12 protein-coding genes are annotated in these 15,826 nt (G+C 69.6%); 9 read left to right on the plus strand and 3 right to left on the minus strand.

Features of this window, described 5'->3' with window-relative positions; translation table 11 throughout:
• The first annotated feature begins 1 nt into the window (after position 1).
• Complete coding sequence (locus tag ACM6LR_RS34790; RefSeq protein ID WP_414945307.1) at positions 2-3,400, plus strand: TM0106 family RecB-like putative nuclease; 3,399 nt, start codon at positions 2-4, stop codon at positions 3,398-3,400.
• Positions 3,393-3,686 (plus strand): hypothetical protein, encoded by a 294-nt coding sequence (locus tag ACM6LR_RS34795; protein WP_414942183.1) that lies wholly within the window; start codon positions 3,393-3,395, stop codon positions 3,684-3,686. Before ACM6LR_RS34790 ends, ACM6LR_RS34795 begins: the two co-directional genes overlap by 8 nt.
• Positions 3,687-3,751: 65 nt before the next feature.
• On the opposite strand, the gene ACM6LR_RS34800 is transcribed toward ACM6LR_RS34795, so the two are convergent.
• A complete protein-coding gene (locus ACM6LR_RS34800; protein ID WP_414942241.1) occupies positions 3,752-6,841 on the minus strand; it encodes a BTAD domain-containing putative transcriptional regulator in 3,090 nt (1,029 codons plus the stop codon).
• Positions 6,842-6,960: 119 nt separating this feature from the next.
• On the opposite strand from ACM6LR_RS34800, the gene ACM6LR_RS34805 reads away from it, so the two are divergent.
• The 5 genes from ACM6LR_RS34805 to ACM6LR_RS34825 all read left to right on the plus strand — a co-directional run bounded on the left by ACM6LR_RS34805 (position 6,961) and on the right by ACM6LR_RS34825 (position 11,544).
• Positions 6,961-7,830, plus strand: coding sequence for an alpha/beta fold hydrolase (locus tag ACM6LR_RS34805; protein ID WP_414942184.1), 870 nt, complete (start codon positions 6,961-6,963; stop codon positions 7,828-7,830).
• Between the two features lie 194 nt (positions 7,831-8,024).
• Entirely contained in the window at positions 8,025-8,522 is a 498-nt protein-coding gene (locus ACM6LR_RS34810; RefSeq protein WP_414942185.1) for a hypothetical protein, read from the plus strand.
• Between the two features lie 143 nt (positions 8,523-8,665).
• Positions 8,666-9,355 carry a sigma-70 family RNA polymerase sigma factor gene (locus tag ACM6LR_RS34815; RefSeq protein WP_414942186.1) on the plus strand — a complete coding sequence of 230 codons (690 nt, stop codon included), beginning with the start codon at positions 8,666-8,668 and terminating at the stop codon, positions 9,353-9,355.
• 94 nt (positions 9,356-9,449) lie between these two features.
• Complete coding sequence (locus ACM6LR_RS34820; protein ID WP_414942187.1) at positions 9,450-10,220, plus strand: hypothetical protein; 771 nt, start codon at positions 9,450-9,452, stop codon at positions 10,218-10,220.
• 145 nt (positions 10,221-10,365) lie between these two features.
• The gene (locus ACM6LR_RS34825) at positions 10,366-11,544 is read left to right on the plus strand and encodes a PucR family transcriptional regulator (protein ID WP_414942188.1); all 1,179 of its coding nucleotides are present in this window, start codon (positions 10,366-10,368) and stop codon (positions 11,542-11,544) included.
• 31 nt (positions 11,545-11,575) lie between these two features.
• Here ACM6LR_RS34825 and ACM6LR_RS34830 read toward each other — a convergent pair whose 3' ends face one another.
• Positions 11,576-11,947, minus strand: a complete 372-nt coding sequence (locus ACM6LR_RS34830) for a hypothetical protein (RefSeq protein ID WP_414945295.1) — start codon at positions 11,945-11,947, stop codon at positions 11,576-11,578.
• A 229-nt stretch (positions 11,948-12,176) separates the two neighbouring features.
• Between ACM6LR_RS34830 and ACM6LR_RS34835 the strand changes: the two genes are divergently transcribed.
• Positions 12,177-13,211, plus strand: coding sequence for a DUF3068 domain-containing protein (locus ACM6LR_RS34835; RefSeq protein WP_414945296.1), 1,035 nt, complete (start codon positions 12,177-12,179; stop codon positions 13,209-13,211).
• A gap of 9 nt (positions 13,212-13,220) precedes the next feature.
• Here ACM6LR_RS34835 and ACM6LR_RS34840 read toward each other — a convergent pair whose 3' ends face one another.
• Positions 13,221-13,916 carry a methyltransferase domain-containing protein gene (locus ACM6LR_RS34840; RefSeq protein WP_414942242.1) on the minus strand — a complete coding sequence of 232 codons (696 nt, stop codon included), beginning with the start codon at positions 13,914-13,916 and terminating at the stop codon, positions 13,221-13,223.
• A 148-nt stretch (positions 13,917-14,064) separates the two neighbouring features.
• On the opposite strand from ACM6LR_RS34840, the gene ACM6LR_RS34845 reads away from it, so the two are divergent.
• Positions 14,065-15,312 carry a glycosyltransferase family 4 protein gene (locus ACM6LR_RS34845; protein ID WP_414942191.1) on the plus strand — a complete coding sequence of 416 codons (1,248 nt, stop codon included), beginning with the start codon at positions 14,065-14,067 and terminating at the stop codon, positions 15,310-15,312.
• Positions 15,313-15,826 lie beyond the last annotated feature (514 nt).

Consider the following 15,826-nt stretch of genomic DNA (forward strand, 5'->3'; position numbering starts at 1 on the left):
GATGTACACCCCGTCCGATCTCGCCGACCTGCTCGAATGCGAGCACCGCAGCGTCCTGAACCAGGCGCTGGCCGCCGACCTCCCCGGGGCGCCGCGGCCGGGCTCCGGGCCGGACCAGCTGGCGGTCACCCACGGGCGCGCGCACGAGGCCGCGACGTTGGACAAGCTGCGCGGCGAGAAGAGCGCGGTCGTCGAGATCGACGAACGAGACCCGGTCGTCGCCGCGAAGGCCACTGAAGAGGCGTTACGAGCCGGCGCTCCGGTGATTTACCAAGCCGTTTTCCACGACGGCGAGTTCTCCGGCCGGGCCGACTTCCTGATGCGGGACGACGAAGGCCGCTACGAGGTGTACGACACGAAGCTGGCCAGGCACGCGAAGCCCGCGGCGGTGGTCCAGCTGACCGCGTACGCCGACGCCCTGCGCCGGGCGGGCTGGCCCGCTGGTCCGCAGATGCACCTGCTGCTCGGCGATCACAGCACCCGTTCGTTCCGCGTCGACGACTTCCTCCCGCTGGTGGACCGGCTCCGCGCCCGGCTGCGGAACCGGCCGCCCGCCCTGCCGGCCCCGCTGTGGGCCGACGAACGGCCCGCTTGCGGCGGCTGCTCCTACGCCGCGCATTGCGCGAGCGCCCGCGAGGCCGATCGCGATCTTTCGCTGGTGGCGGGGATGCGCGGTGACCAGCGGCGCAAACTCGTCGCCGCCGGACTGGACACCATCGACACCCTCGCGAAGGCGACACCGGAAGACCGGCCTCGCGACATCTCGGTGACGTCGTTCACCACCTTGCGCGCGCAGGCCGCGATCCAGGTCCGCCAGGACGCCACCGGCGAGATCGCCTACGAGATCATCGATCCCGGCGCGCTGGCGGAGCTACCGCCACCGGCGCCCGGCGACGTCTTCTTCGACATGGAAGGCGATCCGTACGCGCTGGCAGGCGAGGGGCTCGAATACCTCTTCGGCGCGGTGACCGCCGAAGACACCATGAAGTTCACGCCGTTCTGGGCGCACAACCGGTCGCAGGAGAAGCGTGCCTTCGAAGAGTTCGTCGACTTCGCGTCCGCGAGGCTCACGGAACATCCCGGTTCACACGTCTACCACTACGCCCCGTACGAGGTCACCGCGATCAAGCGGCTCGCCGCGGTGCACGGGACCCGCGAGGACGCCGTCGACCACCTGCTGCGCAGCGGCGGACTCGTAGACCTGTATGCCGTGGTGCGTAAGGCACTCCGGGTCTCGCAGCGGTCGTACTCCATCAAGTACCTCGAACCGCTCTACATGCCCGGGGCCCGCGACGGCGACGTGAAGACGGCGGTTTCGAGCATCGAGGCCTACGAGGAATACCTGACGCTCACCGCCTCCGGCGAGACCGAGCACGCGGACGAAGTGCTGCGCGGGATCAGCGACTACAACGAATACGACTGCGTCTCCACCCTGCGGCTGTTCGAGTTCCTCCACCAGATCCGCGCGGAGAAAGGGATCGCGCTCGCCGAGCCGCCGGAGGAGTCCGATGTGGACGCTCTGCTCCGCGAGACAGAAGAGGACGTCGCCGCGCAGAAGCGCGCGGAACGCGCCGCGCAACTGGCCGCCCTGGTCGATCCACTGTTGGACGGTCTTCCCGACGATCCGGCCGAGTTCACCGGCGAGGACCGCGCTCGCGCGCTGCTGGCCGCGTCCGTCGGCTATCACCGCCGCGAGACGAATCCGGCGTGGTGGGAGTACTTCCGCCAGCTCGCCGCCCCGCTCGGTGATCTGGAGACCGACAACGCCTGCACCGTCCCGGTGGCCATGGAAGCCGGGGAATGGGTGCCGCCTTCGGGCCGGGTCCGCAAGGCGAAGCGGTCACTGACGCTTCGCTGCGACCCGGACCGGCCGCATCCCTTCGCTCCCGGCGACGACGTCCGCCTGCGCTACGGCGCCGCCGCACGGGACGCCAAGGTCGTCTCGGCCACCGCCGTCGAACTGACCCTCGAGGAAAGCTGCCCGCCCGACGAGACCACCGCCGACCGGCCGGTGGCGGTGCTGCCCGGCAGCCCGGTCCGGCCCTCCCCCAAGGACGACGCGGTCGCGGACCTCGCCCGCCTCGTCGTCGACGCACTGCCGGTACTGCCCGCTCACCCCGGCGTCGACCTGCTCCGGCGCACGACGCCCCGGCTGCGCGACGACCAGACCCTGCCCGAACCGGGCTCCGACCTGGTGACCACCGTGATCGACGCGGTCGAGAAGCTGGACGGCTCCGCCCTTGCCGTCCAAGGGCCGCCCGGAGCGGGCAAGACCTACCTGGCCGGCAGGCTGATCGCGAAGCTCGTGCGCGCGGGCAAGACGGTCGCTGTCACCTCGACCAGCCACAAGGCCGTGGAGAACGTGCTGTCCGCCGCACTGAAGAACGCGCCGGACCTGCCGTGCGCCAAACGTGCCAAACGGACCCCGGATCCGGCCGCGCCGTGGGAACAGCCGAAGACCAATCCCGCGCTGGTGAAATGGCGCGAGGAGCACGACACCGGCCATCTGGTCGGCGGGACCGCTTGGACGTTCGCGAACGCCGCGATCCGCGAAGAACCGTTCGACCTGCTGATCATCGACGAGGCGGGCCAGTTCGCCCTCGCCGACGCGCTCGCGGTGTCGATGTGCGCCAAGAACCTCCTGCTGCTGGGCGATCCGCAGCAGTTGCCACAGGTCGTGCAAGGCACGCATCCCGCGGGCGCCGAGGCGTCCGCGCTGGGACATCTGATCGGCGAGGCCGACATCATCCCGGCCGAACTCGGCTACTTCCTCGACGAGACCCGCCGGATGCACCCGGCCGTCTGCGCGCCGGTCTCGCGGCTGTCCTACGCGGGCCGCCTGCACTCGCACCCCACGGCGGCCGAACGGGCGATCGAAGGCGTCGAGGCGGGCCTGTACCTGGCCGAAGTCGACCACCACGGGAACACGACGCGTTCGGTCGAGGAGGCCGAGGCGGTCACCACTCTCGTCGCCGATCTCCACGGCCGTTCCTGGACCGATCACGGTGAGCCCCGGCCGCTCGGTGACGAGGACATCCTGGTCGTGGCGCCGTACAACCTGCAGGCCCGCGTCGTGGCCCGCGCACTGGACCAGGCCGGGCATCCCGGCGTGCGGGTGGGCACGGTGGACCGGTTCCAGGGGCAGGAAGCGCCGGTGGTGATCACCACGATGACCTCCTCCTCGGCGATCGACCTGCCGCGCGGACTGGACTTCCTGCTCTCCCGCAACCGGCTCAACGTGGCTCTCTCGCGGGCGCAGGCGCTCGCGATCGTGGTCTGCTCTCCGCGGCTGGTCGAGGCCGACATCCGCACGGTCGAGCAGATGCGCCTGGTTTCGGGCATGCTCGGTTTGATGACCGAAGCCGTGCCCTGGCGGCAAGGACGGAGTGACCATGAGTGAGAACAGTCCGGAGAAGAAGCCGGAAATCCTCGACGCCGAGATCGTCGAAGAGTCCCCGACCCCTCCGGTCGAGGTTCCGGACCCGGACTACAGCGAATCGGGGGTGCCGTCGTTCGACCACGTGCGGGACCGGATCGAGCAGCGGTACACGACCTCGCTGGGTTCGACCGAACTCGCCGGCCTCGGCGGCAAGGAAGACGTGGCCTCGCTGGACAAGAAGATCGCCGACCGCGACAAGGCCGCCAAGGACAAGCTTGCCGAGATCCGCCGCGCGATGCGGGAGTGAGCTAGTGCGGGGGTGTGGGTCCGGGGTGTCGCGAAAGCCACTTTCGCGACACAACCGCCCCTGAGCTAACCCCAGTGCGGTGAACCGGCCTTCATCGCGATGGCGTGCGCCTGCCGGTAGTGCGCGGCGGCCGCTTCGTAACGGCCCAGAGCGGTGGCGAGATCACCGAGGTAGCGGGCGACCGGGCGAAGGGTGACCATCCCGCTCCCGGCCCCGGCGATCTCGCCGTCGGCGGGCAGGAGTTCGGTGTAGAGCCGTTCCATCACCGGCCGGTCGCCGAATTCGATCGCGACGACGGCGTGCAGGCAGGTGCGGGCCTCGTACAGCAGATCCCGGGGCGAGTCCGGAATCGGGAGAACCGGGCGGCACCAGCTTTCGTAAGCGCCGTAACGCGTTTCACCCGCGTCGGGCGGCAAGCCTCGCTGGATCCGGTCACAGTGCGAGGCGAGGGCGAGGATTCCCTTGTCCACTCCGGACATGGCCGTGCCGGCGAGCCCCGACGCCGCGGTGCGATAGGCGGCTTCCCCGCCTGGGCCGGTCATCGCGGTCCGCGTCGCGCGGTACCACTGGGTGAAGACGCCGACCAGCGGAGCGTCGTACTTCTTCCCGAGTTCGTCCGCCGACGCGGCGTGCCGGTCCGCGGCCGCGAAGTCCGCGAGCGCGCTCTTCGCCTGCATGAGCACGAGGTGCCCGAGGATCTCGAACGTCACCAGCCGGTGCCGCGACGCGAGGTCGACCAGTTCCGCGCCGATCTCGGCCCGCCGGGGTGCCAGCCCCGCCCGGTCGAAGGACTGCAGGAACCGGGCGTTGAGCGCGAACGCCAGCAACGCGGGGTCGTCGAGCCGTCGTGCGAGCGCCTCGGCTTCCCGCGCCGCGTCGCGAGCCCGTTGCCCGCCCGCGTTCCGCAGTTCGACGGCGAGCGTGGCCAGCAGGCGGCATCGCTCGGCCGTCCGTTCGGCGGGCAACGCGGCGAGGGTCCGTTCGACGGCGTCCGCGATCCGGGAAGCCAGCTCCGGGTCGTCGCTTTCGGTCCAGACGGCGGGGACGTCGAAGGCGCCGATCACTCGCGCGGTCACGAGCGGATCGTCCAGCCTTTCCGCCAGCTCCAGCGCTTCGGCCCGATGCCGCCGGGCATGGCCGAGGCCGCCGGACACAGCTGACGCGCGGGCCTTGCCCATGATCAGCTCCAGCCTCTTCTCCGCGTCTCCGTCGCCGGATCGGTCGTACGCGGTGAGCGCGGCGTCCCAGAGTCTCGCTGCTTCCGCCTGCGCGAAACGGCTTTCCGCCCTTTCCGCGGCCGCCTGCGCATAGTGCGCGGCTCGGTCGGAGTGCTCCTCGGACAGCACGAAATGGTGCGCCAGCGCGTCGACGTCGTCCGGGCGCAGGCTTTCCAGCGCTTCAGCGATCGCGCCGTGCTCGCGGGCACGGCGCGAACGAGAGAGATCGTGGTAGAGCGTGTCCCGCACGAGAGCGTGCGCGAACCGGAACCGGCGCGGTGCCCGCTCGGTCAGGAATCCGTGCCGGACCGCGCTTTCGGCCGCGTCGAGCGCCGTTTCCCCCGCCAGGGCTTCGAGCAGGCCCAGATCGACGTCCGTGCCGATCACCGCGGCCCGGCGCACGACGCCGCGAACCTCGTCCGGGAGTACCTCCACCCGATGCCGGACGACGTCGCGGACTCCCGGCGGCACCGTGTCCAGCGCGGCCGGGCCCTCGGCGGCCAGCAGCCGGGCGAGTTCGCGGACGAAGAAGGCGTTCCCGCCGCTGCGCCGGTGGATGACCGCGGCGGTTTCCGGGTCGACGTCCTGCCCGGTCGTGACGCGGACCAGGTCGGCGACCGCGGTCTCGGGCAGGCCACCGAGGTGGACGCGCACCGGTTCGGCGCGAGCGGCCCGGCCGAGGAAGTCCGTCAGGCGCGCGGACGGGTCGGTGCCGCGATAGGTCGCGACGATCACCACCGGTTCGGCGAGCACCGAGGTGAGCAATGCCAACGTCTCCTCACCCGCCCAGTGCAGGTCGTCGAGGACGAGCAGGAGAGGCGCGGCACCGGTCAGGTAGGACGCGACAGCCCGATGCCATCGCCAGCGCGCGGCCATCGGGTCTTCGGTGACCGGGTCCGCCGCCGGCGGGGCGCCGTATCCGGCGTCGGCGAGCGAGGCCAGGATCCGGCTCCACGCGTAGGCGGGCGGCAGGCCCTCGTCGTCGGGGTCGCTCCCCCAGGCCGTGGTCCAGCCCTGCGCGGCGAGGCGGGCGGACAACGCCTCGGCGAGCGCGGTCTTCCCCACCCCGGCGTCGCCCGAGACGAGCACCAGCCGCGACCTCCCGCTGGAAGCGGCCTCCGTCAGCCGGGTCAGCTCCGGGTCGCGGCCGACCAGTGGCCGCTCGACGGTCTCGGGCACGGACGGTTCCAGCCGGGGTGCCTGCGCCAGGATGTCGGCTTCCAGGTCACGCAGGGCCACGCCCGGATCGACGCCGAGTTCGTCGGCGAGCAGCTCGCGCGTGGTCCGCAACACCGCCAGCGCGTCACCCTGCCGTCCGGAGCGGTAGAGCGCCAAGGCCAGCAGCCGGGAACCGTTCTCCCGCGACGGATGTTCGCGCACTCGCGATTCCAGCTCAGGGATCGCCTCGGCCGCCCGCCCGAGCGCGAGGAGGGCTTCAGCACGGAGTTCCCACGCCAGCAGCCGGAGTTCGGCCAGCCGGAAGACCTCGCCCCGCGCCCAGCCCTCCTCGGCGAACTCGGCATACGCGGGCCCGCGCCACAGCGCGAGCGCGGTGTCCACTCGCGACAGTGCGGTCCTCGCCTGCCGACTATCGACGAGTTCGCGGGCCGATGTGACGGCGGCCTCGAAATCCCAGGCATCGACGGAGTCCGCGCGCAGGGCATAGCCCCGGGCGACCGTGACGAGCAGCCGCGCGGGCTCACGGGGCGCGCGATCCGGCTCCAAGGCCCGGCGCAGGGCACCGACGAACGTCTGGACGGCGCCGACAGCGCCCTCCGGCGGACGCTCCCACAGGTCGTCGATTAGGCGTTCCACCGGTACGACCCGGCCTCGCGCGATCAGCAGCCTGGCCAGCACCGCGCGGTGGCGTGGTCCCTTGAGCCCGACGTCACCCCGCGTGTCCTCGGCCACGAGCGGACCGAGCACCCCGAACCGCATCGCCACCTCCTGGCTCACCGACGGTGATCATCGTGCCCCGGCCGCCCGGTCGTCGCTGACCGGGTGCTGATTCGGGCCGGGGACGCTGGCCGTGACAGCGAACGACCAGGAAGGTACCCATGCGCATCACCGGATTCGACTACCAGCGCGTGCCCGTGGCGGACGGCGTCTCACTCGACGTCGCCGTCACCGGGACCGGCAGCCCGATCGTGCTGCTGCACGGTTTCCCCGAGACCCACCTCATGTGGCGGCACGTGGCGGCCGAGCTGGCGGCGGACCACACCGTCCTTTGCCCTGACCTGCGAGGATACGGCGAAAGCGACAAGCCCGTGGACACCGGCGAGACCTACTCGAAGCGCACGATGGCGGCCGACGTCGTCGCCGTCGCGAAGGCGTTCGGCCACGACCGGTTCGCCCTCGCCGGGCACGACCGGGGCGCGCTGGTGGCCCTGCGGGCCGGGCTCGACCACCCGGACCACGTGAGCCACCTCGCGATCCTCGACGTGCTGCCGACCCTCGACATGTGGGATGTGCTGCACGGCACCCGCGCCGCGGTCGGCTTCCACCTCTTCCTGATGGCCCAACCGCCCGGACTGCCCGAACAGCTGATCGGCGCCGCGCCCGACGCGTTCTTCGGGCACTTCCTCGACGCCTGGACGCAGCGTGGCGACGCGATCCCCGCCGACGTCCGTGCCGCGTACCTGGAGGCGTCACGGAGGGCGGTGACCTCGATCGTCGCCGACTATCGCGCGTCGGCGGGCATCGACGTCGAACACGACACAGCGGATCGTGAAGCGGGTAACCGGCTCGCGATGCCGCTCACCGTGCTCCAGCAGGACTGGGGTGCCGCGCTCGGCTACGACGCCGTCGCACTCTGGCGGGCGTGGGCGACGGATCTGGACCATCGGACGGTCACGTCGGGCCACTTCATGGCCGAGGAATCGCCGTCGGAGGTGGTGAAGGCGCTGCGAGAACTGCTGGCGCGCTAGGCCGAAGGGGCCCTTCGCCGCATGTGACGCGGTGAAGGGCCCTTTTCCCGCGTGACATGCGGGGAAAGGGCCCTTCAGCTCTGAGCCGAATGACATGACCAGTACCGCCATCCGCCCCAATCCGGCATCCATTTGTGTTTAGCTCTCCCCCTGCGGGGTATTGGTTGTCGGCACGACCAAGCGAGGGGCCCGACATGAAAGCCAGTCCCAGACACGCGCACACCGTGGCCCGCGATCTCCTGTCACTCACGAGATCCGGTGAAGCCGACCGACTCGCCGCCGCACTCGTGTCCATCGCCTCCTCCGGACGGCGGGGACCAGCGCTCGACGACGTCGTCGGACGGCTCGTCGACACCTTCTCCTTGGCCGCCAAGGATCGCCGTCGTTCACTGCGAATCCGTGAACCGTTCACGCTGCGCTTGCGGGACCCCGCGGGCGCGACGGTCCGGCCCGACAAACTCGACCCGGGGGTGGCCGCGATCGTCCGAGCCATCGCCGCCAGCGTCCGCGACGACCGGGCCACCTGCGCCGACCAGATCGGCGCGGCCTGCGAGAACGCCGACCTCGACCAGCGGATCCGGGTACTCGCGCACTGCCTGGTCTGGACCTCGGATTTCCTCAGCACCGACACCACCGCCTATCCTCCGGTGCTCTCCTGCCTCGAAGGCTCGCAGCCTCAACGTCCACAGTAGACATTGAGCGGTTCGGATGACTTCCCGCCGAACGTGTGGACATCCCTTGCGCGGCACGGCAAGCTGGACAACCGCGCACGAAGTCCCAGTCCCCGATGACGGGCGCACCTTGGCGGAAAGTTTCCCGAACCAGGAGTGCTGACTTGGACGAGGTAACGCCATCGACGGTACCCGCGGACTCCCGTGCCGCCGCGACGGCGGGGCGGCTGCCCAACCCGGACAGCAGACTGGTCCGGGCGGCCGTCGCCGGTGATCCGGACGCGGTCCGGGAACTGGCCCGTTTCCTTTCCCCGCACGTGTTCCGCTACTGCGCCGCGAGGCTCGGGAGCACCGGAACGGGTGCCTGCGACGCCGAGGACTGCGCGCAGGAGGTGTTGCAGGCGGTCCTGATCGCCTTGCCACGCTACCGGTACCGCCCGGACCGGTTCCTCGCGTTCGTCCTCGGTATCGCCGGGCACAAGGTGGCCGACCTCTACCGGCGCCGCGCCCGCGAACCGGTCGCCTGCGTCCCGGAGATCGGCGACGGCCTGACCCTCTGGGCCCGCCGCGACCCGGACGACATCGAACGGCTGGAGCACCGGATGCAGGCCGGGATCCTGCTGGCCAGGTTGCCGATGCCGCACCGGCAGGTGCTCGCCCTCCGGTTCGTGTTCGGCCTTTCGGCCGAGGAGACGGCCGAACGACTCGGCCTGCCGAGCGCCGGAGCGGTCCGCGCGGCCCAGTTTCGCGCGCTGGCGCGGTTACGTGTCCTGCTCACCGAACGGAACGCCCGGTACACGACCGATGTCCCGATCATCGGAAGGGTCGCCGAACCGGCGCTCGTCCCGGCATAGAACCGTCCACTTCGGACGATCGCTTCTTGTACGCCGCTTGTACGAGCGTCCTGCATCCTGTCCGTCTATCTGGGGAAACCACTGGAGGACAGAGATGAAGATCCGATCGAGGATCGCCAGAGGCTCCATGGCGACGATCGCGCTGGCCGGGGCGATCATGCTCGGTGGCGCGAACGAGGCGCTGGCGGCGACGGGCACGGTGAACACCGACTCCGGCGTGGCGGTGACCGTCCGGTCGACCCCGAGCACGGGCGGGAGTGCGGTCGGCACGGTCGCGAGCGGCTCCGCCGTCACGATCGACTGCCAGACGAACGGCTCGACGGTGACCGGGAAGTACGGCACCACCGACATCTGGGACTACGTGCCGTCGAAGGGCGGCTACATCAGCGACGCCTACGTCCACACCGGTTCGGACGGCCGGGTCGCCCCGGACTGCGCCGGCAGCACCCTCTCCTGCTCCACCGCCGGTACCGGCAACCCGAGGACCTGCGCCGAAGCCGTCGCGTGGGCGAAGGCGCACGTGCACACCCACAACGACCCCGACTACTACCGCTGGTGCGACCGGATCAACTCGTGGGCCTACGGCTGGACCGCGAGCGGTTCGGAAACGGCCTACGTGCACTGGACGCAGCTCCCGGGTTCGTACAAGCACCCCGGTGACACCCAGGTTCCCGCGGGCGGGCTCGCCTTCTTCAGCAACGGCGGCACCGGGCACACGATGATCTCCATCGGGGGCGGCAAGTTCTTGTCGAACGACATCAACGGCCCCGGCAGCTTCACCGAGACCACGATCGCGCAGATCAAGAGCAAGTGGAACTACACCTATCTCGGCTGGTCGCAGCCGTGGTTCAAGATCAACCACTGATCATTCGAACCGGGGGAAAGCGCCGCCGGACGACGGGGTCTCCGTCCGGCGGCGTTCCTTCTTGTCAGACGCGCTCAGCACCGGAAACCGCCCTTTCGTCGCATCGTGATAAAAAGCGGCCACGCGCACGGGTTAGAGTTGACGGATGGGCACCGACGCTCTCGCTACTCCCGCACCCCGGGAGCAGCGTGTGCTCATGCAGGCGATGCTCACCCGGCTGCCCGAGTTCAGCGACCGCCTTGCCCAGTTGCTCAGCGACGAGGACGAGTTCTATCACCAGGTCGACAGCACCGCGCCGGACGAGTTGCGCCAGGTCTGCCGGGCGAATCTCGAACGAGCGCTGACCGCGCTGGTCGAGGGGCGGGGTCTCCCGCTCGACGCGGCCCGCAAGACCGGGCTGGCGCAGGCCCGGCAGGGTATCCCCCTGCCGTCGGTGCTCCGCGCGTTCCGGATCGGTGGGATCTTCGTCTACGAGCGCCTGCTGGAACTGGCGGGGCCCGGCTTCATCAACCCCGCGCGCACGGTGGAGATCAACGCAGGAGTATGGAAGACCATCGACCTCTACTCCGACGCGCTGACCACCGCGTACAGCGAGGTCGCCGCCGAACTCTCCCACGAGAAGCTCGCGCTGCTCGACGGCCTGCTGCAGGGCCGGTTCGCCACCCAGGCGGAACTCGAGAACGCCGCGAAGGAACTCGATCTCCCGGCGGCGGGCACGTTCGTCGCCGTCGTGACCGAAGCCGTCGCGCCGAAGGAACGTCCCGGCGTCGAAGCGCTGCTGCGGGCGCGGCGCTGGAAGTCGGCCTGGCGGCCGGGCGCCGAGATCGGACTGGTCGTGATCGACCGGGTCGAGGACGTCCGGCGGCTGCGCGACGTACTGGGCACCCTGCCACTCGCGGTGGGGATGAGCAGGCCCTTCAACGGATTCCTCGAGCTACCGGACGCGGTGCACCGGGCCAGGGTCGCCCGCCGTTCGCTGGCCACCGGCACCGCCGGTGTCGCCGTCTTCGGCGACTCCCCCGTCACCACCCTGGTCGCGAGCGCTCCCGCGATGTCACGGGACGTCGTGCGCTCGGTGCTCACCGGCATCCTGGTGCTGCCCAAGGCCGAACGGCAGGTCCTTCTCGACACGCTCGTCGCGTGGTTCGCCGGGCACGGCTCGGCCAAGGAGGCCGCGGACCGGCTGATCGTCCACCCGAACACGGTCCGGTACCGGCTCCGCCGGGTGCAGGAGCTGACCAGGCGCGACCTGTCCGACCCGGTCGACATCGGCGAACTCTACGTCGCACTGGAGGCGGTCCGCCTGGCGGACGGCAAACCCTAGCTTCGCGCGATCTCGCGTGTTCCGCGTCGAATCACGGGGTCATGTCGGCGTCGATGATCCTCGCGAGGTCCAGCAACGTGTGCCCCAGACCGGGCCGCGCGGTGAGCCGCACGGCGAGCGTCCGGCCGCGCGAGGTCGTGGCGACCGGCAGGGTCACCTCGGGATTCGCGGACCTCATCCACTGTGGACGGCGTCCGGCGGCGGACAGGACGATGTCCGGATGCGGAGAGCGCCGTCCGGGACGCCACCGTGATCTCCTGGCGTCAAGATCGCGGATCACGTTGCCGTGCAACGAAAGTAATGCGGCGACGTCGGCGACAGCGTCGCGGAGTTCGACGTCGGTGATGGAGTCCGAGTACGCGCCGATGTCCAGCGCGCGGGGATCGTTCGGGTCCTGCGGCACAAAAGTCCTTTCCACGCACCGGAAGTCGTCCGATGGTGGTCCGGCTCACGTTGTTCCCGGGAACAAACATATTTGGCTGCTTACGCCGAATGGTGGTATCCATACCGCCTTTCGGCCCTACGGCGTACCTATGACCATCGGTCACACCTTTGACGCTGGCCGGTCCGCGAGCCACTATCTGGCGACTGATTACCGATGGGTAATGTAACTGGCTTCACCAGGAGGACCGTTGCGACGTGCGTTGAGCCTGATCTTCTTGGCACTAGGGGTTTTCGCCGTCGCCGGCGCGGTGTTGCTGCCGACCTATGTGAAACCCGAACTCGCGAAAGTGCCACTGAACCAGGAATCGACGTCGGTCCTCGAAGGCACCGCGTCCAAGGTTCTCGCGGTGAAGACCGAGAACGGCAAGACCGTCACCGAGATCCGCGACGACGCCAAGCTGAAGGCGACCGCACACGTGGTGGCGAACTTCGCGCCGCCGGAGATGCAGGAGGGCACGGACGTCGCCGTCTGGCTCCTGGCCGTCTCGGTCGTCGACACCAGTGACGAGACCGTGGTCAACGCGAGCAAACGGCAGGTCTGCTTCGACCGCCGCACCGCGGAGGGTTACGTGCCGCCGGGCGGCGACCAGGAGGCGAAGTGCTCGGACAAGAGCAGCTTCGTCACCAAGCTCGAGGAGAAGCCCGAGAAGGAGGGCGAGAAGCCCAAGGAGATCCAGGAGTACAGGCCGCAGCCCGGCCTGAACTTCAAGTTCCCCTTCGACACCGAGCAGAAGGACTACCAGGTCTACGACGACAACACCGGCCGCGCGGTCCAGGCCCGGTTCAAGGGCGTCGAAGACATCAAGGGCGTCGAGGTCTACAAGTTCGTCCAGGAGATCCCCGACACGAAGATCGCGACGAAGAAGGTGCCGGGCTCGCTCATCGGCGCCGCCGGCGACTCCGTCGAGGCAGGCCAGTTCTACCAGGGCACCATCACCAGCTGGATCGAGCCGCTGACCGGGATCCAGGTCAAACAGGAGCAGCGATCACACCAGGAACTGCGCTCCGCCGCGAACCCCACGCCCACGGTCGTCTTCGACGGCAAGCTGACCTTCACCGACGCGACCGTCGACACGATGGTCAAGCAGGTCGGCGAGAACAAGGGCAAACTGGACTTCATCGGGAGCACCGGGCCGATCGTGTTCGGGATCGGCGGCGCGGCCTTCCTCGCGCTCGGCGTCTTCCTGCTGGCGAAGCGGCGCCCCACGCCCTCACGGCACTAGCACTGGCAATCAGCGCTTGCGCAGCACCATAACCAGGTTCCAGGACGCGACCTCCCGGACGCCGGGAACACGCGCGATCCAGGTGGCCCAGGAGGGATGGTAGCGCGGATAGACCTCCTGGAGATCGGCGAGCGGCGTGGCCTTCCCCCACCGGATGGCCGCGCCGACCGAGAAGGCGAAAAGACTCTCACCGAATTTGTTCTTCGGCTCCTTCCCGTTCTTTTCGAGATAGCGCCGCCGAGCGTAGGAACCACCGAGGTAATGCCACGGCGCCGTCTCGTGACCTCCCCACGGCGAATACCACGGCGTGAACGAGGCGAAAACCGTTCCGCCGGGTTTGGTCACCCGGCACATCTCGGCCAGCATGACCTCGGGTTCGGAAACGTGTTCGAGGACGTTCGACGAATAGCAGACATCCACGGATCCGGTGCGTACCGGTAGTTTCGTCCCGCTGCCGCGGACCATGTTCTCACCGGCCTCGCCCCGCGCCGTCAGCTCGCCGACATCGGGATCTATGCCGAGGTAGGTGGCACCGGCGGCACGGAACGCGTCGGAGAAATAGCCGGGTCCACCGCCGACGTCGACGACGATCCGGCCGTTCAACGGAGTGTGCCGCGCCAATTGACGGACGGAGTCCTCGGCGAGCACCGAGTAGAACCCGTCCGGATCCGTCTGTTCGGTGAGAAAAGTACGGAACAACGTCACCGATCTGCGCAAAGTGGCGCGATGCGGCATCGTCGCAGGAGTCACCGACCGATTACCGACCATCGAACCATCGCTTTCCGGGAATGATTCATCTACCGTGTACGCACCGGTAACCTAGCATTGTCGCTAACAGGTTGGGAGAACCACGATGGATCGGCCACGTGTGCTGCTCGTCAACTGGCGCGACACCGGGCATCCGGAAGGCGGTGGCTCGGAGCGCTACGTCGAGCGGATGGCCGAGGGGCTCGCCAAGGCGGGGTACCGGGTCGAAATCCAGTGCGCCGCCTATCCGGGCGCGAACGCCGGGGAATGGCGCGACGGTGTCCGCTACCGCCGCCGGGGCAACAAGTTCGGCGTCTACGTCCACGCGCTCCGGGCGATCCGGAAGGCACACGCCGACCTCGTCGTCGACGTGCAGAACGGGATGCCGTTCTTCGCCAGGCTGGTGGCGGGCTGCCCGGTTCTCGTGCTGGTGCACCACGTCCACCGTGAACAGTGGATCAGCGCGCTCGGCGAGACCTTGGGCCGGATCGGCTGGTGGATCGAGTCCAGGCTGGCGCCGTGGCTGTTCCGGCACTGCCGCTACGTCACGGTTTCCGAGATCACCAAGGGCGAACTCGCCGGCCTCGGCATCGAAGGGTCACGGATCACCGTGGTACCCAACGGTTTGGACACTCCCCCGCGCGGCAAGGCCGTCCGGGCGGCCGAGCCGACGCTGGTCGCGGTCAGCAGGCTGGTGCCGCACAAGCGGATCGAGCACGCCATCGACGTCGTCGCCGAACTGGCGCGGCGCTGGCCGACCCTGCGGCTCGAAGTGGTCGGACAGGGGCCGTGGGAGGAAGTCCTGCGCGAACACGCCCGTGACCGTGGCGTCGAAGACCGTGTCCACTTGCACGGCTGGGTGAACGAGGGCGAGAAACACGAGATCCTGGAACGGTCCTGGCTGCACCTGTGCCCGTCGGTCAAGGAGGGCTGGGGAATCGTCATCATGGAAGCCGCCGCGCACGGCGTGCCGTCGGTGGCCTACCGGGCGGCGGGTGGGGTGGCCGAATCCATTGTGGAGGGCAAGACCGGGCTGCTCGCCGAGGACTTCCACGATTTCACCACGCAGGTGGAAGGCCTGCTCGCCGACCTGTCGCGCCGGAGCGAGATGGGCGAGGCGGGCGTCACCTGGGCGGGACTGTTCGACTGGGACCACAGCGTGGGCCGCTTCGAATCACTCGTGCGCGACGTGGCCGGGGTGGCCATCCCCCATCCCAGGGTCCTGACGCCGCAAGGCTTCCACGATCCCGTCGGCCAGCCCGGCCGCGGCGGCGTCGTCGAAGTCCTTGCGGCGTGCGCGCACGGTGACGGTGCTCGTACCCCCGACGGTCACCGCGCCGAACGCCACGCCTGAGCGGCCGCTGGCGGCGGGATAGAACGCGATCGAGGCGACCGCGTCCGCCGTCGACACGATGCCGAGGTTGGAAACCAGGTAGGTGGACCCGAGCCTGCTCGCGAGCAGGCGGGTTCCCAGCCGGGCGATCCTGCTGCTGCGCGCGGGAAAGTCGGGTTCCGGCGGTTGCGTGGCCAGTAGCGCGCCGACGTCGGCCGCGACCGGATTCCGGCCGAGCCGCAAGCGGAAGAACGCGCTGTCGTGCTCGGGTTCCGGCACGGCGCCGCCTCGCCAGGATGCGCCAACCGCCGCCACCACTCGCGCGGTTTTCTTGCCGCGCCGGGCGTTCCATGTCTCGGTCAGGTTGGCGGCGGCCGCCGCGAGAGCCGAGGACCCGAGCCGTGCGCGAGGGAGATTCCTGGCGCTGAACACGTCCCCTACCCCACTTCCAGCCCGTTCCGGCGTGATCCTTGCCGGAGGAGTGAAAAGCGCTTCGGCGAGCCGCTGGAAGGCCGAGGTGAGAAAGGAACGATCC

Origin of the sequence: Amycolatopsis sp. cmx-11-32 (assembly GCF_047608695.1) — a bacterium.
Taxonomy (GTDB): Bacteria; Actinomycetota; Actinomycetes; order Mycobacteriales; family Pseudonocardiaceae; genus Amycolatopsis.